Origin of the sequence: Salinactinospora qingdaonensis (assembly GCF_039539445.1) — a bacterium.
GTDB lineage: Bacteria > Actinomycetota > Actinomycetes > Streptosporangiales > Streptosporangiaceae > Salinactinospora > Salinactinospora qingdaonensis.
On the sequence record NZ_BAABDD010000030.1, the window covers coordinates 14,930 to 40,233 of the forward strand.

A 25,304-nucleotide genomic window follows, 5' to 3' on the forward strand; every position below is an offset into this window, starting at 1 on the left:
CATGCGTGAAGGAATCCGCCCCTTCGTTATCGTGGGGCTGCTGGTGACGCTCGTGCTCGCCGGCGGCGTCAGCTACTACGCCAGCACAGCCCCCGACGGTTTGACCCGGGTCGCCCAAGACCTGGGCTTCATGAGTTCCGAGCAAGAACACGCCTTGGGTGACAGCCCGCTGGCCGACTACGGTACGGCGGGCGTGGGCCCGGCATGGCTGTCGGGCGCGATCGCCGGCGTCACCGGCGTGGTGGTCACGTTCGCCATCGCGGGCGGGCTGTTCCTGCTGGTGCGGCGCCGCACCGGCGGCTCGGGCGGCGCGGCGACCGCGGAGGGCTCCGGCGCTCCCGCCCGCGACGAGTGAGCGCGGGCCACCGCCCCCTGCTCTACCGCGAGGGGCACACCCCCCTGCACCGGCTGCCGGCCCAGTGCAAGCTGGCTGCGGCCTGCTGCTTCGTGCTGATCGTCGTGGCGACACCCCGGGAACAGTTCTGGGCCTTCGCGGTATACGCGGGACTGCTCGCCGGGGTGGCCGCGGTGGGCCGGGTGCCGCCCGGCTTCGTCGCGGCTCGGATGCTGATCGAGATCCCGTTCGTGGTGTTCGCCCTGGCGTTGCCTTTCCTGTCCACCGGCGAGCAGACGGTGGAAGTGCTGGGAGTCTCGCTGGTGGTCAACGGGCTGCTCGACGCTTTTGCCTTGCTGGTGAAAGGATCGCTGGGCGTGGCGACCTCGATCGTGTTGGCGGCCACCACGCGGGTCGCCGAGCTGCTCGACGGGCTGGAACGGCTGCGCCTGCCCCGGATCTTGGTGCTGATCGCGGCGTTCATGATCCGCTACATCGCGGTCGTGGCCGAGGAGATGGGGCACATGCGGGTGGCCATGGCGTCGCGGGGCTTCCGGCCGCGGACGCTGCGCCACCTGCCGGCGCTGGCGTCCCTGGCGGGCTCACTGTTCATCCGCACCTACGAGCGCGGCGAGCGGATCTACGTGGCGATGCTCAGTCGCGGCTACAGCGGGACGATGCCGGCGACCGCGGTCCCGGCGACACCGCGCGCATGGGCGGCCACGGCCACCCTGCCGACTTTGGCGCTGGCGGTCCTGGCCGCCGGCTGGATGCTACAGCTTTAACGGGAGCGGCTGCGTGACGGAAACGAGCGAGGCGGGGGCCGGTGCCGTGCCGGCGCTGCACATCGAGGACCTCACCCACGTCTACCCTGATGGCCACGAGGCGCTGGCGGGAATCACCCTCACTGTGGGGCAGGGAGAGCGGGTGGCGCTGCTGGGCTCCAACGGTGCGGGCAAGACCACACTGGCGTTGCACCTCAACGGCGTCCTGACCGCGACATCGGGGCGGGTGCGCCTCGGGGGGCTCGACGTCAGGCGCGAGAACCTGCACGAGATCCGGCGCCGGGTCGGCATCGTGTTCCAAGACCCCGACGATCAACTGTTCATGCCCACCGTCGGCGAGGATGTGGCGTTCGGCCCCGCCAACCACGGGCTGCGCGGTGCTGCGTTGCGCGAGCGCGTGGCGGCGGCACTGGAGCAGGTGGCGATGGCCGAGCACGCCGACCGCGCCCCCCACCATCTCAGTTTCGGGCAGCGCCGCCGGGTGGCGCTGGCGACCGTGCTCGCCATGCGGCCGGAGGTCCTGGTGTTGGACGAGCCGACCTCCAACCTGGACCCGGTGAGCCGCCGTGAACTGGCCGAGGTACTGGCTGCCCTGCCGGTGACCACCCTGGTTGTCACGCACGATCTGCCGTACGCGCTACAGACATGCCCGCGGTCGGTGCTGCTGGGCGGCGGCGAGATCGCCGCCGATGGCGCCACCGCCGACATTCTCAGTGACGAGACGTTGATGCGCGCCAACCGGCTGGAACTGCCCTTCGGCCTCGATCCGGCCGTGCTCCGCGCCCACTAGGTTGTTGTTTTTCGAACGGCTGGAGGTGGGGGCCGTGGGCAGTGTTCTCCGTTCGCTCGTGCCTCGACCGCTGTCCGATCTCGGCAGCCTACGGGGGCGCTCACCCGCTCGCTCTCGCCGCCCTTTTCAAAAAACAACAACCTAGCTGTACTTAGCCGTGTGAGCCCCGCCCTAGGTGTGACGTTCGGATGCGGGCGCGGGCCCGCGGGTGGGCTCAGCCGGCGCCGAGCAGGTGAGGGGCGGTGGTCACCGCGACGGCCATGCCCGCGGCCACCGTGAGCACGGTGACGGCGAAACCGATACGCAGGGGCGCGGCGGGGATGCGGGTGGCCACTCGGCCGGCGGCCAGCGAGGCGACCATGGCCGCACCCGCGAACACGGCGATGCGAGTGTAGTCCAGGTCGGGGGCCGAGCCGAGGTGGGCAGCCAGGCCAGAGACGGCGTTGATGACCACCACGACCAGCGAGGTGGCCACTGCCTCGGCGGGCGCCAACCCGAGGAGCAGGGTCAGCGCGGGGACGATGACGAAACCGCCCCCGACGCCGAACATGCCGGTGAGAAGGCCGACCCCTGCCCCGGCGGCGACGGCTTTGGGCAGGCAGCTCCGCCAGTTGACACCGCCGGAGCTACTACGGCACGCACCGCCGTGGCCGCCTCGGTCGCGCACCATACGCACCGCCACAACCGTCATGAGTACCGCGAACGCGCCCAGCAGCCAGCGTTCGGGTACCAGCCGCCCCAGTGCGGCACCGGCGAAGGCCGCGGGCAGGCCCGCCGTGCCAAAGACCAGCGCGACGGGCCAGCGGATCACGCGGCAGCGCAGCCGTGGCAACAGCGCGGCCACAGCCGAGGCGCCGACCACGACCAGCGATGCCGGGACCGCCTCCGACATCGCCATCCCCACCCCGAAGACGAGGGCGGGCACGGCCAGGATGGAGCCGCCTGCTCCCAGCAAGCCGAGTAGCACTCCGATGAGCAGGCCGAACAGTACAGCCATGACCATGGCTACCCCCTGCGTGTCGTGGCCGGTGTCGGAGCGTCCGGTCAGCGGGCGGCCGGTGCGGGCTCGGTGAGAGAGGCGATCCTGGCCGGAGCGTCAGGGGCGCAGCTTCGATTGAACGGCAGCAGCGCCAGCAGCCGGGCCATGCCGCAGGTGTTGGTGACAGCGGCGAACACCAGCCCCGCCCCCACGAAGGCGGCGACCCACTTAAGGGGGTCGAAGAGCAGGCTGGCCACCACCGCCAGCAGCACGAGAGAGCCGGCGGTCAGCCGCACCTGGCGCTCCATCGCCCAGGGGCCACGCCCGCGGGTAACGGGCGCGCCGGCGTCCTGCCAGGCGGCCAGCCCGCCGCGCAGAACGTGGACCTGTTCCAGACCGGCGGCGGTGACCAAACGCTGCGCCTGGTCGGCACGCGCTCCCGAGGCACACACCAGCACCACTGGGTCCTCGTGGGCGGCGCGCAGTTCGTTGCGGTGCTCGCGCAGCAGGTCCAGGGGCACGTTGTAGGAGCCGGGGATGTGGACTCCGGCGAATTCGCCGGGCGAGCGCACGTCGATGAGCCGCATGTTGGGGTGGGTCTCTCGGAGCCGGCTGACCTGGTCGACGTCGAGGGGCTGCGGGGAGGATGGCTGGTTCATGCGATCGTTCCTTAGGTGGTGTGGGTGTGGGATCTGGATGGGGCAGCGTGGAGAGCCGAATGTGGCTGGTCGCCTCGTGGCCCTCGTGGTGCCGCCCGGTGGGCGGAGCCGGCCCGCGCCGGTAGCGGGTCTGGCTCCGCCGCCTGGATGCCGGGCCGTCTTGGGCACGGCTCGCCGCTGCGCTGCGGCGAGCGCCCAAGGTTGGGGGCCCGAGGGCGGGTGGGCACAGCGGCGCTGTGTCCCTTCCGGGACGAAGGTGGGGTGGTGGAAGGCTATTCGGGCGTGACGGTGGGCACCCCCTTGTCGGCGGCGGTGGCGAACGTGTCGTTGATGACGATCGCGCACCGGTCGGCGGCGTCGAGCAGCGAGGCGGCGGCGGTGGCGCGGTAGCCACTGCCACAGTGCACCCACACCGCCCCATCGGGGATCTCGCCGATGCGTCGCGGCAGTTCGGGCAGCGGGATGTGCACGGCGCCGACGATGTGGGAGTCGCGCCACTCGTTGTTCATGCGCACGTCCAGCACGACGTCGGGAGTCGGCAGCCCCTCGGGGACGGTGCCGGACATGGCTTGGGCCAGCGCGGTGAAATCGGTGCTGGCCATGGCCCGAATCTGCTGGGGGGCGGCGGCCAACTCCTCCGGGGTGCCGGCGGCTGCGGCGGCGAAACGGTCGATGCCGATGCGCGCCAGCTCGCGCTGGGCCTGGGCGACCTGGTCACGGCTCTCCCCCAGCAGCGTCAGGGGAGCCCCCCAGTCGATCATCCACCCCAGCCAGGTCGTCATCGGCCCGTCCAGGCCCAGGCTGACGGTGCCGGCCAGGTGGGCGTCGAAGTAGGCCTTGCGGTGGCGCAGGTCGACCACCCACTCCCCTTCGGCTAGGCGCTGGCGCAGCCGCTGCGGCTCGGCCGTCTCGGGGGCGCGCAGGTCGATCGGGTCGGGGCCGGCGAGGTTCTTGACCCCCATGTGGGCGTAGTAGGCGGGGTAGGCGTCCAGGCCGGCCAGGGTCTCGGTGACGAAGTCGTCCTCGGCCAGGCGCAGGGCCGGGTTGGTGCGGCTCTGTTGTTCCAACGTGGAGTCCTTGCCGCTGACCTGGCCGGCCGAGCAGAAGCTGCCGAAGCCGTGAGTGGGCCACACCCGGGTGCCGGCGGGCAGCAGGTCGGCGAGCCGGCGCGCCGAAGCGTGCTGGTGGCGGGCCAGGGTCTCGGCGTGCTGCTGGCCGAGGAGGTCGGTGCGGCCGGTGGTGCCGAACAGCAGGGAGCCGCCGGTGAACACGTCCTCGGTGCCCTCGGGGCCGTCCAGGGCATAGGAGAGGTGGTGGAAGGTGTGGCCGGGGGTGGCGATGGCGTGTAGCCGCATGTTCGGGGAGATCTCCCAGACGTCCCCATCGGAGATGGGGGTGTGGGCGAAGTTCACGTCGTCGGCGGCGGCGACGCCGTAGGTGGCGCCGGTCAGCCGGGACAGCTCCAGCCCCCCGGAGACGTAGTCGTTGTGGATGTGGGTCTCGACCACGTGGGTGACGCGCACGCCAAGGCTGCCGGCCAGCGCCAGGACGCGGTCGACGTCGCGCTGCGGGTCGACGACGAGCGCGACCGTACCGTCGGTGGCGAGGTAGCTGCGGTCCCCCAGCGAGGAGGTCTCGATCACCTGAACATTGATGTGAGACGTCATCGTGGATACCTCTTCCTCTCGGTTGTTGTCAGTGGCCCTGCTCGACGGGTCGGCCGCTCTCGACCCAGGCCCGCGTGCCGCCGGCGACCGATTCGGCCTGACCGCCGGCTGCGGAGATCGCCTGCGCAGCGGTGTAGCTGCGCCGGCCGGAGGCGCAGATGGTGCGCACCGGCTGGTCGGTGAAGCGGTGGGGCTGTGCCCGCACCTGTTCCAGCGGCACGTTGCGCGCGCCGGGCACGTGCCCTTGGGCGTACTCCGCGGGTGAACGCACGTCGAGTAACGGGGGACCACTACCCATGGCCACGTCCTCCACTGAGATCTCGCGCACGGTCATGCTGTCCTCCCGTTGCAACTTCACACCCCCGGGGGTATCTAATGGTCAAACGTGTGCGCTTGCTGCGCACACGTAACGGTCAGGCCAGGGAGAGGAAGAGCTTCTCCAACTCTTGTTCGGTCATCGGCGGCTCCTCCCCCCGCTCTCGCGCCTCCTGGCAGTGGCGCATACCACTGGCGACGATCTTGAAACCCGCCCGGTCCAACGCACGTGAGACCGCCGCAAGCTGGGTGAGAACCGTCGTGCAGTCCTCGCCTTCCTCGATCATCGACACCACACCGGCCAACTGGCCCTGAGCGCGGCGCAATCGGGTGAGCGCATCGCCCACCAACGCCGGAGACATCTCCATACCGTCACCGCCTTTCGCGAGTTCCAACATACCTCCCCCCGTATGTGTTCCCGCCACCTTGAGATGCGTGACAGGCATCACCCCATGTCGCCGGGAGGGGAGCGACAGGGAGCATCGAACACCGTCCTTGGCCTCGCTCCACGGCACCGCCGTAACCGGTGTCACAGGGCACGCAGGAACGCGGCGACCTCGCGCGTGAAGGTTTCGGGAGCTTCCAGGTTGACCATGTGCGCGGCGCCGGGGACCACCCCCGTGCGCGCGCCGGGCTGGGCGGCGACGATCGCGTCGACGTTGCCGATGATGTCGCTGCTGTCGACATCGCCCACCAGGGTCAGCAGCGGTGCTGCGACCTCGGCGAGGCGTTGCGCCGCCCCCACCTCGCGCAGCGTCCCCGCCCCGAGACCACTGGCATGCCTGGCGACGTTGTGCGCGGCAACGGCACCGAGGCGCTCGCGCATCGCCGGGTCGACTTCGCTCGGTTCGCGGTGGGGGCCGTCCACCCACATCCGCAGAAAGTGCTCGACGAACCGCTGCGCACCGTCGGGCCGGCCCAGGGACGCCTGCTGGGCGCGGGTGTGTTCCAGCACGAACGGGTCGGCGAAAGCGCGCCCGCTGATGCCGGGAGCGGCCAGCACGAGCGCCTCGACGCGCTCGGGACAGGCGAGGGCGAAGTCCAGGGCCGTACGCGCCCCCAGGGACAACCCGACCAGCCGCGCGCGGACGATCTCGTGGTGATCGAGCAGGGCGCGCAGGTCCTCGACGTTGGACCAGTCGCCGGTGACCGTCGACGACGCGCCGTGGCCGCGCGCGTCATAGCGGAGGGTGTAGTGGCCGGTCGCGGCCAACGCCGCAAACTGCTCGTGCCACATCCCGGCGTCGAGCAGGCCGCCGTGCAACAGAACCAGAGCCGGCCCCTCTCCCGCGCTCTCGTAGGCAAGCCGACCGTTGTCGACTGGAGCGAAGCCGCTGCGACCGGCTGAAGAACTGACGTCCACCTTAGTCTCCTTGCCGGAGCTTGCCGCCGAGCGGACGGCGCCAAAAGGGCGAGCCGCAGCGACACCGATGTGACCGGCGGCACAGGCTACCAACAGGCGCACCGGCGCGGGAGAGATGTGGCACGCCCCGGCCACGGGGCCGGGAGGCGGCGCCGGCACTGCTGCGAACGGTCGACAACACGTTCTCCCGTATTGCATGCCATAAGGGAAAATTTCTGTCGCCGGCACGTCGCCTTCGGGGCGACGGTTCCGAATAGAGGTCGACTTGGCTTGCGCCGCTGGTTCCGGCGCTGCCGAGCCGACAGGGGGCGTGCGCCGCCGCGAGGAAGGGGCGCGGCGGCGCGCCGCTCCTGCCGTGATGTGCTGGTGCCGGCGACGACAACACTGACGACCACGAGGTGAGCATGAAGATCACGTTCCGCTCGATCGCCGCCGGCGCGGCGATCGTGGTGGGCCTGTCCGCCTGCGGTTCCCCCGACAGCAGCGTTTCCCCCGACAGCGCCCAGGAGAGCGCCAACTCCGCCCAAGGTAGCGAGGGCGGTGCCAGCAGCGACGACAATACCGGCAGCGCCGGCGGCAGCGGTGACAGCGCCGACAGTGCTGGCAGCGCTAGCAGCGGCAACGCCAGCGGCAGCGACGACATGCCGGTCGACGCACCGGGCGCGTCGGCGCCCCCGCCGGTGTTGAGCTTTGAAACCCAGACGGTCAGCGGTGACGACATCGCCGGCGCCTCCCTGCACGGCGACCCGGCGGTACTGTGGTTCTGGGCTCCCTGGTGTTCCATCTGCCGCGGCGAGGCCGACAGCGTGTCCGCCGCGGCGCAGCGCTACGCCGGCGAGGTCGAGTTCATCGGTGTCGCCGGCCGCGGCGAGGTCGACGCCATGAAGGGGTTCGTCTCCGACACCGGCGTCGACGAGATGCGCCACCTGGTCGATTCCGACGGTTCGATCTGGTCGGGCTTCGAGGTCACCAGCCAGCCCGCGTTCGCGTTCCTGCGCTCCGATGGCAGTTTCACCACGGTCGGGGGCAGCCTCAGCGACAGCGAACTCGACTCCTACATCGACGAAGAACTCTCGTGACTCGGCCGCCGGCTCGACCGCACCGCCGGCAGCCGTGGCCACCCTGGCCGGCCGTCTCGGCCACGCAGCCGGACCGTCGAGCAACTCCCGCTGGAGCGCGGGGGAGGGATGACTCTGGAGGCGACCGGTGAACGAGCTGCCCTTCGCGATCGCCCTGGTGGCGGGCATGCTCGCCGTGCTCAACCCGTGCGGGTTCGCGCTGCTGCCCGGCTATCTGGCGCTGCTGGTGGCTGCTGAGGACGACGCGGACGCGGGCGGTGTCGGGCGACGGGTGCGCTCCCTGGGGCGGGCGCTGGGCACCACCCTGGCCATGACCGGCGGTTTCGTCGCCGTGTTCGCCGGTTTCGGGCTGGTGGTGGCCCCGTTGGCCCTGTCAGTGGAGCGCTACCTGCCATGGGTGACCGTCGTCATCGGGCTGGTGCTCATCGGCGTCGGCGGGTGGCTCCTCAGCGGACGCGACATCACGCTGCTGCTGCCCAAACCCACCCCCGGCAAGCCGACCCGCTCGCTGCGCTGGGCCGCGACCTACGGTGTCAGCTATGCGCTGGCCTCGCTGTCGTGCACGATCGGGCCGTTCCTCGCACTGACCGCCAGTGCGCTGCGCTCGACCAGCGCACTGGGGGCGGTGGGCGTGTTTTTGGCCTACGCCGCCGGCATGGGGCTGGTGATCGCGGTGCTGACCATCGGCGCCGCGCTGGCCCGCGACACGCTGGCGATGCGGCTGCGCCGCTCACTGCCCGTGGTCAACCGGGTCAGCGGAGCGCTGCTGGTGCTGGCCGGCGCCTATGTGGCCTACTACGGCTGGTTCGAGATCCGGGTCCTGGCCAACGGTTCCGTCGACGACCCGGTGATCGAGGCTGCCACGGGCGTCCAAGCCGAACTGGCACGGTGGCTGGACGCGGCCGGCCCGGCGTGGGTGCTGGTGGCGCTGGTGGCGCTGGTGGCTCTGGCAACGGTGATCGGAGTCTGGCGTGGCCGGCGACGCCGTGCCACAACTGTCTCCCCCGCGGAGTGAGGGGAAGCGACGCTGCGCTCCCCGGTTCGATAGCCGGCGCGCCGGCCGGGTGCGGCCACATCGGGCCGGGGTCGCCACGGGCCAGATGACCAGCGAGAAAGCGAGGAACTCCTAGGCTGGAGAATATGGCAGCCACTCCGCTGACCGTGTTCTTGTGCGGTGACGTCATGCTCGGCCGTGGCGTCGACCAGATCCTGCCCTACCCCGGCGCCCCGGAAGTGCGCGAACCCTACGTTGCGGACGCTCGCGGCTACGTGCGCTTGGCTGAGACCGCGAACGGGCCGATCGACGTTCCCGTGGACTTTTCCTGGCCGTGGGGGGACGCGTTGGCGGTACTGGCAGAGACCACGCCCGACGTGCGGGTGGTGAACCTGGAGACCAGCGTCACTAGCAGCGACGACTTCATGTCGAACAAGCTGGTGCACTACCGGATGAACCCGGCCAACCTGCCTAGCCTGAGCGTGGCCCATCCCGACGTCTGTGCCCTGGCCAACAACCACGTGCTGGACTTCGACCGCCGGGGATTGGCGGAAACACTCGACGCGCTCGCGCACGCCAGCCTGCGGACGGTGGGGGCCGGGTTCGACGCGGACCAAGCTCGGCGGCCCGCGATCGTGCCCACCGGCGCCGGCACTCGGGTGGTGGTCTTCTCGTTCGGCATGGCCTCCAGCGGCATCCCGGCGCAGTGGGCCGCCACCGAGGAGCGAGCCGGGGTCGACTTCGTCTCCGCCCCCTCCCCCGCGGCGGCAACGGAGATCGTAGAGCGGGTCGAGCGGGTGAAACAGCCCGGCGACGTGGTGATCGCCTCAGTGCACTGGGGCGACAACTGGGGATACACCGTCACGCCCGAGCAGACCGACTTCGCCCACGCGTTGATCGAAGGCGGGGTCGACATCGTGCACGGGCACTCCTCGCACCACCCCCGCCCGGTGGAGCTGTACCGCAACGGGCTCATCCTCTACGGCTGCGGTGACTTCATCAACGATTACGAAGGCATCGTCGGCCACGAGCAGTACCGCGACGAGCTGCGACTGCTGTATCTCGTCTCGGTGGAACCCGGCCTGGCAGCTCCCACGGAGGTGCGGCTGGTGCCGATGCGGGCGCGGCGGATGCGCCTGGGCCACGCCGGCCACGAGGACACGCGGTGGCTCCAGTCGACCCTCGACCGGATCAGCCGCGACTTCGGCTCTCGAGTCGGCATGACCCCCGACGGCGCGCTCACCGTACGGCGAGTATGACTACCGAGGACGGCCCCGAGGCCCTGGTCCGCGCCGCCCGCGCCGCGGGGGTGCATGACGTGCGGGTGCTGGCGGCCATGCGCGCTACGCCCCGGGCAAAGTTCGTGCCCGCCGCCCACCGGGCGCTCGCCTATATCGACGAGCCCGTACCGATCAACCACGGCCAGGTCACCACCCAACCCTCGCTGGTCGCGCGCATGGTGGCGGGGGTCGCCCCCGCCGCCGACGAGCGGGTGTTGGAGGTCGGCACCGGCCTTGGGTTCCAAACCGCTCTGCTGGCTCACCTGGCCGCCGAGGTCATCAGCGTCGAACTGTGGCCCGACGTGGCCTGGCAGGCGCAGGCGAACCTCGCCCGACACGGCGTGGACAACGCGGAGGTCCGTACCGGGGACGGCAGCCGCGGCGCTGCCGACCGAGCGCCCTTTGGCGCCATCGTGGTCTCGGCGGCGTTTCCTGAGGTCCCGCAGCCGCTGGCCGAGCAGCTTGGGGCGGGTGGTCGGCTCGTGCAACCCATCGGCCCCGGCGGCCAGGAGGAGGTTACCCTGTTCCGGGCCGGCGAGCGGGGGGTTGCGCGGCAGGTCGTGCTCGCTTTGGCCAGCTTCGTCCCGCTGCACGGGGCGTACGGTTTTCCGGCCTAGGTTTGTTTTTGGGAAGGGCGGCGAGAGCGGGCGGTGGGCGGAAACGGGTGAGCGCGTCTGTCGTCGCCCCCGCAGGCTGGCGAGATCGCGCAGCGATCGAGGGGTGAGGAGGCGAAGAGCACTCCCATAGCCTCCGCACCACAGCCGTTCGAAGAACGGAATCCAGCGCGCGGTGGTACTAGTTCTCCTGCGCGCGGGGCCGCGCGAGGTCGTCGGCGAGGCGTCGCACCCGCACGTCGATGGTGTTGCGGATGGCGCGCACCTCGTCGAGGGGGCGCCCCAGCGGGTCGGAGAGGTTCCAGTCGAAATAGCGCTTGCCGGGCAGCACGGGGCAGGCGTCACCGCAGCCCATGGTGACGACGATGTCGGCGGAGCGCAGGATGGCGCCGGTCAGGGGCTTGGGGAAGTCCTCGCTGAGGTCGACGCCGATCTCACGCATGGCGGCGAGAACGGTGGGGTCGATCTGGCCGTGCGGGTGGGAGCCGGCAGAGTGCACGGTGACGCGGTCCGGGAGCCGGCGGGCGAGCAACGCGGCGGCGATCTGGGAGCGGGCGGCATTGTGGTCGCACACGAACAGTACCGTCGGGTGCTCCTTGGGCAACAGACCCTCGGCACGGGCCACGGAGGTGAGCTGCTGGGCGGCGAACCTCTCGGTGATCAGCGGCAGGTGAGCGTGGATGGAGGCGGTGGCGGCCAGCGAGCGGTAGGCGTCGTCGACGTAGCGCTGCACGGTCTCGGCTGCGAAGACGCCGGTGAAGTGGGCGGCGAGGCGTTGACTGACGCGGCGCAGGACGGCCTGGGGGGACAGCAGGCCGGGTAGAGGTGGCTGGCGGCGCATGGTGGGCTCCCCGTACTGGACGAACGGACGTGCGATGAAAACCGTCTTTTTCATTGTGGTGATGCGTCGCTGCGGGGGCCGCCCAGGCTGTCGCGTCAGCGGCTCGGGGAGACACCCAACTCCGCGAGGAGCGTCTCGACGCGGCGGGCGATCTCGTCGCGGACCGGACGCACGCGCTCGATAGGCTGGCCGGCCGGATCGTCGAGCTCCCAGTCGAGGTAGCGCTTACCGGGGAAGACCGGACAGGTGTCACCGCAGCCCATGGTGATCACGACGTCGCTGGCCTCGACGGCGTCTACGGTGAGGGGCTTAGGTTGGGCGGTGGTGAGGTCGATGCCGATCTCACGCATCGCTTCGACGGCCACCGGGTTGACGCTCTCCGCGGGAACCGAACCGGCCGAACGGACCTCAACGGCGTCACCGGCGAGGTGGGTGAGCAGGCCGGCGGCCATCTGGGAGCGACCCGCATTGTGGACGCACACGAACAGCACGCTGGGCTTGTCCGACACGGTGGTGACCTCTTTCGTTGCGCGGCTGCTAGCGGTGCCGGCGGGAAGCTAGCAGGCCAATGGGAAAGCTGCGACCCTACCGACACCCCACAACTTATCAGCTTTGACTGATATCAAAAAATATTGATGTACAGTGAGCGCGGCAACCACGGTGACCGACGGAAGAGAGTAAGGCATGGTGCGAGCCGAGACGAGCACGCACGCCCCCGAGCAGGGGCGGCGGCTGTCGACGCTGGACCGGTTCCTGCCGGTGTGGATCGCGCTGGCGATGGCCGCCGGACTGCTGCTGGGCCGGGTGGCACCGGGGCTTCAGGCGGCGCTGGACTCGGTGAGCGTCGGCGGGATCTCCCTGCCGATCGCGCTGGGACTGCTGCTGATGATGTACCCGGTCCTGGCCAAGGTCCGCTACGACCGCCTGGAGAGCGTCACCCGCGACGCGCGGCTGCTCGTGTGGTCCCTCGTGCTGAACTGGCTGATAGGGCCGGCGGTGATGTTCGCCCTGGCCTGGATCTTCCTCCCCGACCTGCCGGCATTTCGCACCGGGCTGATCATCGTCGGACTGGCGCGCTGCATCGCGATGGTCATCATCTGGAACGACCTGGCCTGTGGCGACCGTGAGGCCGCCGCTGTGCTCGTGGCACTGAACTCGGTGTTCCAAGTCGTCGCCTTCGGCGCGCTGGGCTGGTTCTACCTCGACCTACTACCGGGCTGGCTCGGGCTGTCGCGCAGCGGGATCGACGTCTCCCCCTGGCACATCGCCGCGATGGTGCTGGTCTTCTTGGGTATCCCCCTCGTGGCGGGCTACCTCACCCGGCTGACCGGCGAGCGCTCCAAGGGGCGGGCGTGGTACGAGGGGACGTTCCTGCCTCGCATCGGCCCGCTGGCGCTGTACGGGCTGCTGTTCACCATCGTGATGCTGTTCGCGCTACAGGGCGAGGCGATCACCTCCCAGCCGTTGGACGTGGCACGCATCGCCGTGCCGCTGCTGGTCTACTTCGCGTTGATGTGGGGACTGAGCATGCTGCTCGGGTGGGCCGCGCGGCTGTCCTACGAGCGCACCACGACTCTGGCCTTCACCGCCGCCGGCAACAACTTCGAACTGGCCATCGCCGTGGCCATCGGTGTGTTCGGCGTCACCTCGGGCCAGGCGTTGGCCGGGGTGGTCGGCCCGCTCATCGAGGTGCCGGTGTTGGTGGCTCTGGTCTACGTCTCGCTGTGGGCACGCCGTTTCTTCGCCGGCCGGACTGTCGATGCCCCCGGCGGAAGCGACAGATAGGCGAAACCACGCACAAAGTCCCACTAAGGGGACACACCCTCACACTCGACCACATCCTCCACCAAGAAAACCACCCTCCGTGAGAGACTTTCACATACTGTGTCCACAGTGTGTCGGGGAAACTCACGGAGGGGGAGACCAATGACCACTCTCATGCCGGCGCGGCTGGGCTGGCATGTCCGGAGTGCGCTGGGCGTGGCCCTGACGGTGGCGGCTGTGGCCACCGGCGCCGCGCCGGCCACCGCACAGCCGAGTGCGCCGTCGGAGCGGGAGAACACCCACCTGCGACCGTGCCGAAGTGACGACTTCACGATCATCGAGGATGAGCGCGGCGCGGCGGCGGGAACCATCTACATCGAATTCGCGATGATCCGGACCGGCGGCGACAGCGAAGCCGCCACGCAGCCCTGCGAACTGTCCGACCGCGTGGACGTGTACTGGACCGAAGAGCCGGGCGGCGCACGGGTCGGCTCCTGGGCCGAGTACAGCTCTGACACGCGAGGCCGAACTTTCGTCGTGGAACCGCAGGGCATGGCTCTGTTGACCCTGGCCCAGCCCAACCCGCGCAACTATCCGACCAGGGCGTGTCGCCCCGTCCCTGTGTCGGGGATCGAGGTGTTCGTGAACGTCGGGGATGGCAGTGGCAGCAGCTACGCCCCCACCGGCGGCAAGGACCTCATGTGCTCGGCCCAAGGGGTGGGGGTTCCGCGCGTCTCCGTCGCCGAGTGGCCCTACTGAGGCCCGATGGTGGTGTCCCGCCAAGCGCTCGGGAGAGGGCACCGCCCCCTGGGATCGCCTCAGCGAGGGGCGGAGGTCGCCGGTGCCCGCGTCGCCCGCCACTCCCGAGGGGTGACGCCGTAGGTTTCGCGGAACGCGCGACTGAAGTGCGCGGGGTCGGTGAAGCCCCATCGGCGGGCGATCGAGGCGATCGTGACGGCCCTGGAGGTGGGCTTGGCCAGCGCCTTGCGGCACTCCTCCAGTCGGCGCGCACGAATCCAGTCGCCCAGGCTGATCCCGGAACGCTCCAGCAGCACATAGAGGTAGCGCACCGAGATGTTGTGCGCTCTGGCGATCCGAGTGGCCGAGAGGTCGGGCTCGGCGAGGTGCTGGCGCATGTACTCCACGATGCGGCCGGTCATGCTCTCGTGCAGTGGCTCGCGAGCAAGGCCGAGGTGGTCGACGTGGGTGGCCAGCAACGCGCGGACCAGCTCGACGCTGGGCTGGGCCAACTGCTCGGCGTAGCTACCGGTACGCAGCTCGGGGGCCTCGGCGACCCGAGTGAGGTGGTTGGAGGCCAACCCTTCCATGGGGGTGCGCTCCCCCATGGAGACGGCGCAGATCCGGCGCAGGGCGTCGTGGGGAAGCGCGACCTCACTGAGCGGGATGAAGTAGAAGTGCGTGTTCATGCCCTGTTGGAAAGCCAGCGTGTAAGGGAGCGTCGTGTCGCACAGTGCGAACTCGCCGGGACGCAGTACCGCTTCCCTGCCGCTTTGGAGCACCATCCCCGTTCCCGACCGTTGCAGAGCGAGCACGAGGGTCGGTGGCGTGTCGTCTCGGGCCTGCTTGGAAGTGCGCCGCCCGATAAGACCGCTGGAACGCGCCGAGCACAGCCCGGTGCTCCCAAGGTCACTCAAGGCCAGCCGCACCTGGATGTCCTGGGGTGGGACCTTGTGGTCCACCTCCAGTGGCCCGATCTCGGTGCCCAGGAACTCGCGCAGTGCATCCGCGCGCTCCTGCGGTGGCATGGATGAGGCGTCCCAGATCGCTGTCATCGTTGCCCCCACGATTCGCCGATCCCTCCTACTTCTCTATGGTTATCGCAGGTCAGAGCGGACACAAGAGGCGGTATGGGATTCAACTGTGCACACCGAGCATAGGGGTATGCACATGTATCAACCTTTTGAGCTGGGGTTTCACCTAAATTTTCGGTAGTGCCGAAGAGATGGTGGGAAGAAGCAAAGAGAGGGTGAAAACCCACCCGCCCCACCACCAACTGTTCCATCATCGAAGCCCTCAATGGAGAGAGCATGAATCCCCGAACCACTGGCACGATCGTGTTAATCCATGGCCCGTGGCTGACCCCGGCCGCCTGGCACCCCTGGGTGGCCCGCTATACCGCTGCCGGCTACCGCACGCTGGCGCCCGCCTGGCCCGGCATGAGCGACAACGTGGCCGCGCTGCGGCTGGCTCCTCAGGGGCTGGAGGATATTGGCGTCGGTGAGATCGTCGACCACTATGAGCGGATCATCCGCGACCTGGACGAGCCCCCGATCATCATGGGGCACTCCCTGGGCGGTGCGGTAACCCAGATCCTGCTGGACCGCGGTTTGGGGATGGCCGGTGTGGCGATCAACTCCTCACCGATCAAAGGGGTGCTTCGCCTCCCCCTGCCGACCCTGCGCAGCGCGTTTCCGATCCTGCGCATCCCGAAGAGCCGCACGGGGACGGTGGGGCTGAGCCTACAGGACTGGCACCAATGGTTCTGCAACACGCTGGACCGGGAGGACTCCGACACACTGTACGCGCGCCACCACGTGCCGACACCGGGGCGGCCCCTCTGGCAGGTCGCCACCGCCAATCTGACTCTCCATCCGGCGACGGAAGTGAACCTGGACAACAACGAGCGGGCCCCGCTGCTGTTGATTTCGGGAGGCGCCGACCGGCTGAGTCCCCCATGGCTGAGCCAGGAAACCGTAAAGCGCTACCGGGCCCCCGACGTCACCACCGAGCACAAGGAGTTCCCCGGCCGCCCTAACTTCACCATCGGCGTCTCAGGCTGGGAGCGGGTCGCCGACTACGCCTTGAGCTGGGCCGCGCCCCACCACTCGATCCGCTCTCGGCTGCCCCAACCCTGAACGGGTCACTGTGGCCGCGCCCGGCAGCGGGCCACGGCTCACTTGCGTGGCAACTGGTTGCGCAGCCCCAAGTCGGTGGGGAAGGGCGCGAGGTAGGTCTGCTGGCTGGCCCATGCGACACGTTCAGCGTTGCAGTGGTGCCGGATCAGCGACAGCGGCAGGGTCAGCGGCACGTGGCCGGCCCGGTAGTCGTCGATGGCGGCGAGGATGTCGTGGCGTCTGCTGTCGTCGAGATAGCCACTGACCATGCCGAAGGCGTGTTGTAGCGCATTGACGTGCTTGCCGGGAGAGGTGGGGGTGGCGAGCACACTGTGGAAAGCGGCGGTGTAGTCGGCAGCGATGTCGGAGCGCTCGCCGGTGCCGGCCTCGGTGACGATCCGCCCCAGCGAGCGGGCCCCCTGCGGGGAGTGCGACAGCAATTGGAGCTTGTGGCGGGCGTGGAAGTCGATGAGATCGCGGGGGCGCCACGCCGACTCCAGCAGCGCCCGCAGCCGGGCGTGGGCGAACACGCGCTCGACGAAGTGCTCGCATAGATCGGCGTCGGTAAGCCGCCCCTCCTCCTCTGCGGGCAACTCCGGACACAGGTCGAGGAGCCGGGCGGCGAAACCGCCGCGCCCCTTGCCGTCAACGCGCTTGCCCTCCTCGAACACCGGCAGTCCGAACAGGCCGCAACTGGGGGACTTGTTCTTCAGGACATAGCCGTCGAGGGTGCGCAGCACCGCCAGATGGGCGTCGGCGACGTTACGGATCGCGTCGGTGTGGTCGGTTCCGCTCTTGGTGGCGCGTACCCGTGGCTGGGCGCCACTCGGGGCGTCAGTCCGCTCCAGACGCAAGGTTTCGCGCGGCGTACCCAGACCGATCTCGGCCTCGGGGCAGATCGCGACCCACTCCACGTGGCGTCCCAGGACGTCGGTGAGGAAACGGTTACGGCAGTGGCCGCCGTTGTAGCGGACGGGTTCGCCCAGCAAGCAACTGGACACCCCGATCCGCGGGCGCTGGCCGGCCGTTGACGGCGTGCCCGAGCCGCTGCTGCGGGAAAGAGCCGACGGCCCCGTGGCATCGCTCCTCATAATCCCAGCGTAGGGGCGCTTCGCCGGCAGCGTCGACCCTACAGCGCCCCGAGCGCGCCGGTTCAGGTGCGGCGGTTTCCCGAAGCGACCTCGACCAGTGCGCTGCCGATCCGGTTGAGCCAGTCGGCGATCAGCTCCAACTGCTCCTCGGAGTAGGAGTCGTGCAGCGCGATCATCGCCTCACGCATCCCCAAGCCGGCGCCGCCCTCGATGACCTCGGCGTCCTCGTCCAGCTCGACGACGACCTTGCGCCGATCCTCGGTATGACGGGCGCGGCGCACGAGACCGCGCGCTTCGAGACGGTCGATGACGCCGGTCACCGAGCCGGTGGCGAGCTTGAGGCCCGACGCGATCTCCCCCGGCGTCATCGGCCCGCCGATCTTAAGGAGCACGTAGCACTGGAAGTCGGTCGGGTTGAGATCCACGTTTTCCGACATAGCGTGGAGCAGGCGGATGAGCCCCGTGGCCAGCCGCTGCCCATCGACCTGAATGGCGCGGTAGAGCGCCTCTCGCGAGCGTTGTCCGGCGGTGTCGTCGTCCCGGTGGGCCGGTTCCGGACTCCTCGGCCGATCGGCCCGCGAGGCGTCCGGTGCGGTATCCATACGTCTCCCACATAGTCGTCAGCCGCGACCGGTTCTCGTCGGCCGGCCGCGTTCGTGCGAGTCGTAGGCGGCCACGCGCGCCGAGGTGCGGTGTGGCCGTCCTGACGCTGACCATGCTTTCACGCCCGAAACACGGGCCGGCCGAGGCGATCGCCGGGAACGGCCCGGCGCGCGATCAGCGCCTGAAAAATGATTGTAGGCGGCGGCAGACGTGTGCAGCGCCGCAACGGACAGCGGTGCCGCACGGGGGCGCGACCGGGGTGCGCACCCGGTTCCCGTACCGGTTTGACCAGGTGCGGCGCGTCACGAGCGGTTCTTCGCACCGATCGGATACCTAGCAAGGGGACACCAGTGAATCCCGAGAACAGAGGTGGAGCACCATGACCATATGTCCTTGGGTGGGCGATTGCTTCCCCCTTCCGGAATCACCAAGAAAATGTTTGGAAATCAAGAATCATGAAAAACAAAATTAAGACGAAACGTCCCACGACCACTGACCAGTAACCCGGCTCCGCCCATATCGCCCAGGAGGCTCAGCATGTCCGCGACTCGCCGTAACGACTTCGACGTCGCGTCGCCGGCGCCCAGCGCCTCGCTTACGTCCTCCGCGGAGCTGGATGGGCACGTCCCCGGCGCTGTCACCCACGTCCTCAGCGACTACTTCGCGGCGCGCCGGAGCGCGGCGAGCGAGATCGATCCCCACTTCAGCGAGGAGGTCGTTGCGCGGCTGGAACACTTCACGCTCGGCGGTGGCAAGCGCATGCGCCCCGTATTCGCCTGGTGGGGGTGGCGCGCCGCCGGCGGCTCCGGGAGCGGCCAGGCCGCGACAACCGCGCTGCGCGCCGCCTCGGCGCTGGAACTCATCCAGGCGTGCGCGCTGATCCAAGACGACGTGATGGACGGTTCGGTGCTGCGCCGCGGGCAACCGGCGATACACGTGGCCTTCGCCGAGGCGCACCGCCGCAACGGCTGGGCCGGCTCGCCCGAACGCTATGGCGAGTCGCTGGCGATCCTGGCCGGCGACCTGGCGCTGATCTGGGCCGACGACATGCTCGCCGAGGTCGTCGACGATCCGGCCACGCGGGCGCGCGTGCGTGCCCCCTGGCGGGCGATGCGCACCGAGATGATCGCCGGCCAGTTTCTCGACCTGCGTGCTCAGGCCCGTCGCGACGCCTCGGAGCGCACCGCCCTGCGGGTCGACGCGGTGAAGACAGCGGCCTACAGCGTGGAACGCCCCCTGCACTTCGGTGCCGCTCTGGCCGGCGCCGACGAGGAACTGGTGGCGGCGCTACGCGGTTATGGCGCGGAGGTGGGAACCGCCTTCCAGTTGCGCGACGACCTGTTGGGGATCTATGGCGATCCCGCGCGGACCGGCAAACCCATCGGCGACGACCTGCGTGAGGGCAAGCGCACGCTGCTCCTGGCAATCGGGCTGCGGCGGGCTGAGGAGCGCGACAGCTCCGCCGCCGAGGCACTGCGCGCCGCGGTGGGCGACGCCGAACTTACTGACGACGATGTCCGCGTCGTCGGCAAGCTCCTCGACGAGCTAGGCGCGCGCGAGGCCGTGGAACGGCAGGTGCGGGAACTGCTCGACAGCGGCCTGCAACGCATCGGGAAGGCGCCGATCAAGGCCACCGCCCGCGAGGCGCTGCGGACCCTGGCGCTGGAGGCCACCTCCCGATCCGGCTAGGTTCTGTTTGGGGGAGCGGGCGAGGGCCGGCGGCGGGCGCACGCGGGTGGGCTCCTCCGCCGTCGCCTTCCCATGCTGGCGATATCGCGGCACGAGCAAACGAAGAGCACGGAGATCCCGGGGAGCCACTGCCGCTCCCGACTCCCCCGCAGGGCGTTAAGAGGTGGGGGTCCGGCCGATGAAGGTGTGGACGATGCCGCGCTGCCAGCCCGGCATGGGCAGGGCGCGGACGTTCTCGAAGCCGGCGGCGCGCATGCGCCGGGTGACAGCGGTGGCACCGTCGAAGTCCATGACGCTGCGCCATAGGTAGCGGTACAGGTCGGTGCGTCCCGTGAGGAGCCGGCCAAGCGGGATGATGACGCCCCAGGCCACCAGCGACCACACGGCTCGGGCAGCCGGCGCGTCGGCCACCGAGTACTCGTGGAGCGCGATCCGGCCGCCGGGGCGCAGCAGGGAACCCATCGTCGCCAACGCCGTGTCGGGGGCGGGGCAGTTGCGCAGCAGATAGCCGGCGAGCAGCGCGTCTACCGGGCCGCCTATCTCCGGTGGGGTCAACTCCTCGACGCGGGCGTGGTGGAACCGCACGCGCGGGGTCCACGGTTTGGCGCGGGCCACGGCGAGCATCTGCTCGGAAGCGTCCACGCCGACGATCTGGGCTTGCGGAAACACCTTGGCGAGGGCGGCGGTGGAGGCGCCGGTCCCACAGCCCAGGTCGAGAATCCGCAGCCCCGTCCCGCCGGCGGGCAGCCCGAGCCGGCGGGCCGATCTCCGCAGGTTGCGGTGGTAGCCGGGGTTGGCTCCCACAAGTCGGTCGTAGGAGGCGGCGGCGTGGTCGAACTCGCCGATGACCGCTCCACGTTTCATATCCCGCACCGAAGCGCGCATGGGTCTCCCGTTGTCCGTGTGGCCGTTGCCGGCGGGCGCCTTGGCTGGCAGACGGTGGTGGCTCCGATGCCGCCGGGCGGTCTGACCCGGCTTGCCTCAGCACGGCCGGGAAGTGAACCCGCGCGGGCCGCCACCTCGTCTTCGACGGCGTAACCGCGGCGCTGCGTGGCGCCGGCTCCCCGAGTACACCACCTCGCGCTGCCGGAGTACACCACCGCAGCGCTGCCCGTTGCGGCCGGCCCGAGGGTCACACCGACCGGGCCTGTGCGGCTGGTAAGCTCCCCATTATTAGCTCGTTTTCCAAGAAGCTTTTTTTGGTTCTTTTTTGGGGGTTCCCGGTGAATTCCGTGCATCACTCCGCTGCTGGGAAGGGGCCTCCGGGCGAGCGAGCGGCGCAGCGGTCGTCGAGGCCGCCGCGCCGCCGGAGGCTCTGGTACGCGGCGGCGATCCTGCTGACGCTGGTGTGGCTGCTGGGGGCGGGACCTCTCGGTAGCTTCATGGGCAAGCTCTCGGAGGTGCAGAGCAACGACGAGGCCACGTTCCTGCCCTTGGGTGCGGAGTCCACCAAGGTCCAGGAGGTGGCCGCGGACTTCGCCGACCGTGAGACCGTGCCGGCGATCGTGGTCTACTCCGCCGACCGGACGTGGACACCGCAACGGCTGGCCGAGCTCTCCCAAGACGCCGAGCGCATCGCCGCCGCCGACGGGGTCGCCGGAGAGGTCACGGGACCGATCCCCGGCCCTGAGGACGACACGGTCGCCCAACTCGTCGTTCCGCTGTCGGAGGATGTCGACACCGCCGAGGCCACCGACGAACTGCGCGAAGTGGCCGGCGAACAGGCCGGCGCGGGCGTCACCGTGCAGGTGACCGGGCCCGCCGGCTTCGCCGCCGACCTCTCGGCGGCCTTCGCCGGCATCGACGGCACGCTGCTGGCCGTCGCCCTGGGAGCCGTGCTGGTGATCCTGGTGGCGGTGTACCGCTCTCCGCTGCTGCCCTTTGTCGTGATCGTCGCGGCGATGCTGGCGCTGGTGCTGGCTGCCGCGGTTGTCTACGTCGCTGCGGACACGGGCTGGTTGCAGCTCAACGGGCAGAGCCAAGGCATCCTGTTCATCTTGGTCGTGGGCGCCTGCACCGACTACGCGCTGCTGTTGGTGTCGCGCTACCGCGAAACGCTGGTCGAGCACCGACGCCCGGTCGACGCGGTGGTCGCCGCCGTGGGCGGCACCGTGCAGCCGATCCTGGCGTCGGGAGGCACCGTCATCCTCGGTGTGCTGTGCCTGCTCGCCGGAGACCTCGCCTCCAACCGCAGTCTCGGCCCCGTGGCGGCGCTGGGGATCGCCGCGGCGCTGGCCTCGGCGCTGACGTTCCTGCCCGCCGTGCTGTTGCTGCTGGGGCGGGCGGCGTTCTGGCCGGCCCGGCCCCACTACTCCCCTTCGGCCCAAGCGCAGGCAGGGCCGCTGGAGGCGGTGTACCGCCGCCACGGGGTGTGGGCGCGCGTGGCTCGAACGGTGGGCCGGCGTCCGCGCCTATGGTGGATCGGCGCGACGCTGGTGCTAGTGGCCGCCGCCGCGTTCGTGCCGCAGTTTCGCGCCGAAGGCACCTCCCAGTCCGAGATCTTCCGCACCGAGGTCGAAGCCGTCAGTGGTCAGGAGACGCTGGAGCGCGGTTTCGGCTCGGCCTCCACCGCGGCACCGGCGCAGATCGTCACCGACGCCGACCGGGTCGAGGAGGTGGTGACCGCCGCCGAAAGCGTCGATGGGGTCACCGCGGCCACGCCCGTTCCCGAAGGCGAGGCCGCGCCGCAGGACGGGCCGGCAGGTGTCCAGCCTGAACCGAAGGTGGTGGACGGGCGTGCCCTAGTGCGCGCCACGCTCGCCGAAGAACCCCAATCCACCGAGGCGGTGGAGGTCGTGCGGGAACTGCGCGCGCAGGTCGGCGCGGTCTCAGGCGCGAACGCCCTGGTGGGGGGCACGACAGCGGTGCAGCTCGACACTCTCGACACCGCTCAGCGCGATCTGACGGTGATCGTCGCGCTGGTGTTGGTGGTGGTCCTGCTGGTGCTCATCGTGCTGCTGCGGGCGCTCGTGGCGCCGCTGCTGCTCGTAGCGACGACCGTGCTGTCGTTTGGCTCCGCCCTAGGGGTGGGAGCGCTGGTCTTCAACCACCTGTTGGGCTTTCCCGGCGCCGACCCCGTGGTGCCGCTGTTCGCGTTCGTGTTCCTGGTGGCGCTGGGGATCGACTACAACATCTTCCTCATGACGCGCGCCCGCGAAGAGACCCTGGAGCACGGCACCCGGGAAGGGACGCTGCGCGCGCTCACCGTGACCGGCGGGGTCATCACCTCGGCCGGAGTGGTGTTGGCCGCGACGTTTGCCGCGCTGGCCGTCATCCCGCTGCTGTTCCTGGCGCAGTTGGCCTTCCTGGTGGCCTTCGGGGTGCTGCTCGACGCTTTGCTGGTGCGTTCGGTGCTGGTGCCCGCGCTGGCCCTGGATGCCGGTCGGTGGATCTGGTGGCCGGGACGCGCCTTCCGCCGAGAGCCGGCCGGCAGCTCGTGACGGCCACGGTAGTGACTCGGTCCTGGGGCCCGGTCCCGCCCCAGGCATCGACACCTCCGGGCGCTGGAGCAAACGCTGCCGCGCCCCGGCCGGATGGGCCACGGGGTTACCGCCGAAGCTGGCGCGCGCGCAGCGCGATCTCAAGTTCAAAACGCTGGTCGGGGGTGTGGAGCTGATCTCCGAAGAGCTCCTCAAGCTGGCGCAGCCGGTAACGCACGGTCTGCGGATGGACGTAGAGATGGCTGGCCACCTCGTTGGCGTTACGGGAGTACTGCAACCAGGCGAGCAGGGTCTCGGCGAGGCGATCCTGCTGGGCGGGGCGGAGCTCCCGCAGCGGCGCCAGCCGCGTCTGGACGAGGGAGTCCACCAGCTCCTCGTCTGAGAACACGAACAGGGTGGCCATGTGCTCCGAACAGCGGATAGGGCTACTGGTGTCGATGATGCCGCGCTGGCCCAGCTTGAGGGCCTGGCGCGCGCGGCACAGCGACATGGGCAGCGCGTCCAGCGGCACGGTGGGGCCGATCGCGGCGACCCACCCGCTCAGCGCGGCTTCGATGGTCTGGGGCCGTCCGGGGCCGTCCGGGTCGGGGATCACCAGACGGGCATCGAGCCAGTTGAGATCGACGAGCACGTCGGGAGGTAGCCCTCGGGCGGACAGTTCCTTGTCGCCGTTGCCGGCCACCGCCACCGCGGCGGCGGTGTGGGGGAGCTGCCAGCCGGCGGCACGGGCTTGACTGGCGATGGTGTTGGGATCTGGTTGGGGGGCGGTCAGCAGTAACTGGAGCAGTTGTCTGCGGCGGCGCTCCTGCTCTTCGACGTGGCGGGTTTGGGCTTCGGCGTAGCCTTCGGCGGAGGCGCTGGCCAACTCATCGAGGTGGCGAAAGATCGCGTCGGCGACATGGAAGAGGGTCTGTGGTGGGATCTCGAACAGTTCGTTGTTGTCGACCAAGAACCGCAACGCCACTCGACCGCCGATGCGCAGTGCCGACTGTAGGGTGTCGAGGCTGCGGCCCTCCTTGAGTTCGGCACGGCCGATGTCGCGGTAAAGGTCGACGAGCGACTCGCGCGGCGCGTGCGGGTCTTCGATCTGGTCCCAGAAATGGTGAATCGCCCGCTCCACGCCCCGGTGGAGCCGCCTGCCCAGGCTGCTCTCGGGAGGACGGGCGAACTCGGGGATCTCGCGCTGGATCTGCTCGGTGATCTCCTGGGCACTCTCACCCAGGTAGGGCCTGATCCGGGCGGCCAGCTCGGAGGGGACACCCATCGCAGGGCGAGCTGAGGGGGTCGACCGGTGAGGCGCTGCGTGAGCCATATGTCACTTCCCGGAGCGGAAGGCTTTCACGTTGGTTTGTGACAGCAAGGTAACTTTCTGTTCCCCAGATATCCACACGTCATGGCCTCCACCGTGGCGCGCTTGTTACCGATGCGGCAACTCCGGCGGTTTTTGGCGCTGACGGCGGTGGCGCGGCGACACCGCCGCGCTCCCAACTCTGCACCCGTGTCCCCCTCCACGGCGGCGATAGCCGCCCAGCGAGCCGTGACGGCGGGCGAGGACCGCGGCAAGCCTGTGAAATGGGGGGAAACCTGAATCTCTGCTCCCTGTGCCATCCAACCGAAAAAATTATTTCCCCAGGCTTCACACTGGACAACAGAAAGACCACACCCCCAGCCGATCCCCCCGGAGACCAGCGAAAATAAATCCGACACACAGAGAAACAGAGGAACTACTTGATAGTCCCAGAGAGGACGACTACGATCCTAGTTCGGGGCGAAAAAATGAAAGCGTGACCTCGGGGGAGCCAACCAACAAGAAACAGATATTCTCATCACTCACTTCTTGACGGCTCGCGCTACTTCTCCACATGCCACACCACGGTGACATCGATCGCAAAATCCCTGCTCAAAAGCTTTTACGAGCTTCTTTTCAGCGTTAACGCCACACAGCCGCGGCGCAATCGAACGACGTCTCGGCATGCACTCCGTCGTGCCCAAAACCGGAAATTCGAGATGCGAGAACAACGAAAACCGTTCGGTTTTTCGAAGCAACGAAACCGGTCCCTAAGGCTCTCCGCTGCCCACGAAAACCCGATAAACCAACCGGCGACAGAACCAGTCAAATCACCAGACAGCCATTTCCCAGAGCAGTGAGGAGAGTCGGTGAA

The 25,304-nt window shown here is 69.5% G+C and carries 25 protein-coding genes; 12 read left to right on the forward strand and 13 right to left on the reverse strand.

Annotation, left to right across the window (positions count from 1 at the left end; all coding sequences use genetic code 11):
• Window position 1: 1 nt before the first annotated feature.
• Genes ABD848_RS20900 through ABD848_RS20910 form a run of 3 tightly spaced genes read left to right on the forward strand, consistent with a single transcriptional unit; the run spans window position 2 to window position 1,909 of the window.
• A complete protein-coding gene (locus ABD848_RS20900) occupies window positions 2-355 on the forward strand; it encodes a PDGLE domain-containing protein (RefSeq protein WP_344975379.1) in 354 nt (117 codons plus the stop codon).
• The gene (cbiQ, locus tag ABD848_RS20905; protein ID WP_344975382.1) at window positions 352-1,119 is read left to right on the forward strand and encodes a cobalt ECF transporter T component CbiQ; all 768 of its coding nucleotides are present in this window, start codon (window positions 352-354) and stop codon (window positions 1,117-1,119) included. The genes ABD848_RS20900 and cbiQ overlap by 4 nt, the downstream gene beginning before the upstream one ends.
• 13 nt (window positions 1,120-1,132) lie before the next feature.
• Window positions 1,133-1,909, forward strand: a complete 777-nt coding sequence (locus ABD848_RS20910; protein WP_344975385.1) for an energy-coupling factor ABC transporter ATP-binding protein — start codon at window positions 1,133-1,135, stop codon at window positions 1,907-1,909.
• Window positions 1,910-2,123: 214 nt separating this feature from the next.
• Here ABD848_RS20910 and ABD848_RS20915 read toward each other — a convergent pair whose 3' ends face one another.
• The 6 genes from ABD848_RS20915 to ABD848_RS20940 all read right to left on the reverse strand — a co-directional run bounded on the left by ABD848_RS20915 (window position 2,124) and on the right by ABD848_RS20940 (window position 6,892).
• Window positions 2,124-2,912 (reverse strand): sulfite exporter TauE/SafE family protein, encoded by a 789-nt coding sequence (locus ABD848_RS20915; protein WP_344975388.1) that lies wholly within the window; start codon window positions 2,910-2,912, stop codon window positions 2,124-2,126.
• A gap of 41 nt (window positions 2,913-2,953) precedes the next feature.
• Entirely contained in the window at window positions 2,954-3,547 is a 594-nt protein-coding gene (locus ABD848_RS20920) for a rhodanese-like domain-containing protein (protein WP_344975391.1), read from the reverse strand.
• Window positions 3,548-3,819: 272 nt separating this feature from the next.
• Entirely contained in the window at window positions 3,820-5,214 is a 1,395-nt protein-coding gene (locus ABD848_RS20925) for an MBL fold metallo-hydrolase (RefSeq protein ID WP_344975395.1), read from the reverse strand.
• A gap of 28 nt (window positions 5,215-5,242) precedes the next feature.
• Entirely contained in the window at window positions 5,243-5,572 is a 330-nt protein-coding gene (locus tag ABD848_RS20930) for a rhodanese-like domain-containing protein (RefSeq protein ID WP_344975398.1), read from the reverse strand.
• A 55-nt stretch (window positions 5,573-5,627) separates the two neighbouring features.
• Entirely contained in the window at window positions 5,628-5,897 is a 270-nt protein-coding gene (locus ABD848_RS20935) for a metal-sensitive transcriptional regulator (protein ID WP_344975487.1), read from the reverse strand.
• A 161-nt stretch (window positions 5,898-6,058) separates the two neighbouring features.
• Window positions 6,059-6,892, reverse strand: a complete 834-nt coding sequence (locus ABD848_RS20940) for an alpha/beta fold hydrolase (RefSeq protein ID WP_344975400.1) — start codon at window positions 6,890-6,892, stop codon at window positions 6,059-6,061.
• Between the two features lie 404 nt (window positions 6,893-7,296).
• Between ABD848_RS20940 and ABD848_RS20945 the strand changes: the two genes are divergently transcribed.
• From ABD848_RS20945 to ABD848_RS20960, 4 genes are all read left to right on the forward strand, one after another.
• Complete coding sequence (locus tag ABD848_RS20945; protein ID WP_344975403.1) at window positions 7,297-7,971, forward strand: redoxin domain-containing protein; 675 nt, start codon at window positions 7,297-7,299, stop codon at window positions 7,969-7,971.
• 127 nt (window positions 7,972-8,098) lie between these two features.
• Entirely contained in the window at window positions 8,099-8,986 is an 888-nt protein-coding gene (locus ABD848_RS20950; protein ID WP_344975406.1) for a cytochrome c biogenesis CcdA family protein, read from the forward strand.
• Between the two features lie 125 nt (window positions 8,987-9,111).
• Window positions 9,112-10,224, forward strand: coding sequence for a CapA family protein (locus ABD848_RS20955; RefSeq protein ID WP_344975408.1), 1,113 nt, complete (start codon window positions 9,112-9,114; stop codon window positions 10,222-10,224).
• Window positions 10,221-10,862 carry a protein-L-isoaspartate(D-aspartate) O-methyltransferase gene (locus ABD848_RS20960; protein WP_344975411.1) on the forward strand — a complete coding sequence of 214 codons (642 nt, stop codon included), beginning with the start codon at window positions 10,221-10,223 and terminating at the stop codon, window positions 10,860-10,862. Before ABD848_RS20955 ends, ABD848_RS20960 begins: the two co-directional genes overlap by 4 nt.
• 178 nt (window positions 10,863-11,040) lie before the next feature.
• Here the strand turns inward: ABD848_RS20960 and ABD848_RS20965 are convergent, their stop codons facing one another.
• Together ABD848_RS20965 and ABD848_RS20970 are read right to left on the reverse strand one after the other, a co-directional pair.
• On the reverse strand, window positions 11,041-11,754 hold the full coding sequence (locus ABD848_RS20965) for an arsenate reductase ArsC (RefSeq protein WP_344975412.1): 714 nt from the start codon (window positions 11,752-11,754) through the stop codon (window positions 11,041-11,043).
• A 41-nt stretch (window positions 11,755-11,795) separates the two neighbouring features.
• Window positions 11,796-12,209, reverse strand: a complete 414-nt coding sequence (locus ABD848_RS20970) for an arsenate reductase ArsC (RefSeq protein WP_344975415.1) — start codon at window positions 12,207-12,209, stop codon at window positions 11,796-11,798.
• A gap of 175 nt (window positions 12,210-12,384) precedes the next feature.
• Between ABD848_RS20970 and arsB the strand changes: the two genes are divergently transcribed.
• Window positions 12,385-13,485, forward strand: coding sequence for an ACR3 family arsenite efflux transporter (arsB, locus tag ABD848_RS20975; RefSeq protein ID WP_344975417.1), 1,101 nt, complete (start codon window positions 12,385-12,387; stop codon window positions 13,483-13,485).
• A 141-nt stretch (window positions 13,486-13,626) separates the two neighbouring features.
• Entirely contained in the window at window positions 13,627-14,223 is a 597-nt protein-coding gene (locus ABD848_RS20980) for a hypothetical protein (RefSeq protein WP_344975419.1), read from the forward strand.
• A gap of 59 nt (window positions 14,224-14,282) precedes the next feature.
• On the opposite strand, the gene ABD848_RS20985 is transcribed toward ABD848_RS20980, so the two are convergent.
• Complete coding sequence (locus ABD848_RS20985) at window positions 14,283-15,257, reverse strand: helix-turn-helix domain-containing protein (protein ID WP_344975422.1); 975 nt, start codon at window positions 15,255-15,257, stop codon at window positions 14,283-14,285.
• Between the two features lie 255 nt (window positions 15,258-15,512).
• On the opposite strand from ABD848_RS20985, the gene ABD848_RS20990 reads away from it, so the two are divergent.
• Window positions 15,513-16,340, forward strand: coding sequence for an alpha/beta hydrolase (locus ABD848_RS20990; protein ID WP_344975425.1), 828 nt, complete (start codon window positions 15,513-15,515; stop codon window positions 16,338-16,340).
• Between the two features lie 38 nt (window positions 16,341-16,378).
• Here the strand turns inward: ABD848_RS20990 and ABD848_RS20995 are convergent, their stop codons facing one another.
• Window positions 16,379-17,410: a YbgA family protein gene (locus ABD848_RS20995; RefSeq protein ID WP_344975429.1), complete on the reverse strand. Its 1,032-nt coding sequence runs from the start codon at window positions 17,408-17,410 to the stop codon at window positions 16,379-16,381.
• A gap of 62 nt (window positions 17,411-17,472) precedes the next feature.
• Entirely contained in the window at window positions 17,473-18,012 is a 540-nt protein-coding gene (locus ABD848_RS21000) for a MarR family winged helix-turn-helix transcriptional regulator (RefSeq protein ID WP_344975432.1), read from the reverse strand.
• A 538-nt stretch (window positions 18,013-18,550) separates the two neighbouring features.
• Here ABD848_RS21000 and ABD848_RS21005 point away from each other — a divergent pair.
• Entirely contained in the window at window positions 18,551-19,702 is a 1,152-nt protein-coding gene (locus ABD848_RS21005) for a polyprenyl synthetase family protein (protein WP_344975435.1), read from the forward strand.
• Between the two features lie 156 nt (window positions 19,703-19,858).
• Here the strand turns inward: ABD848_RS21005 and ABD848_RS21010 are convergent, their stop codons facing one another.
• Window positions 19,859-20,566, reverse strand: coding sequence for a class I SAM-dependent methyltransferase (locus tag ABD848_RS21010; RefSeq protein ID WP_344975438.1), 708 nt, complete (start codon window positions 20,564-20,566; stop codon window positions 19,859-19,861).
• 518 nt (window positions 20,567-21,084) lie between these two features.
• On the opposite strand from ABD848_RS21010, the gene ABD848_RS21015 reads away from it, so the two are divergent.
• The gene (locus tag ABD848_RS21015) at window positions 21,085-23,142 is read left to right on the forward strand and encodes an MMPL family transporter (RefSeq protein ID WP_344975441.1); all 2,058 of its coding nucleotides are present in this window, start codon (window positions 21,085-21,087) and stop codon (window positions 23,140-23,142) included.
• Window positions 23,143-23,248: 106 nt separating this feature from the next.
• On the opposite strand, the gene ABD848_RS21020 is transcribed toward ABD848_RS21015, so the two are convergent.
• Window positions 23,249-24,406, reverse strand: a complete 1,158-nt coding sequence (locus ABD848_RS21020; RefSeq protein ID WP_344975443.1) for a PucR family transcriptional regulator — start codon at window positions 24,404-24,406, stop codon at window positions 23,249-23,251.
• Window positions 24,407-25,304 lie beyond the last annotated feature (898 nt).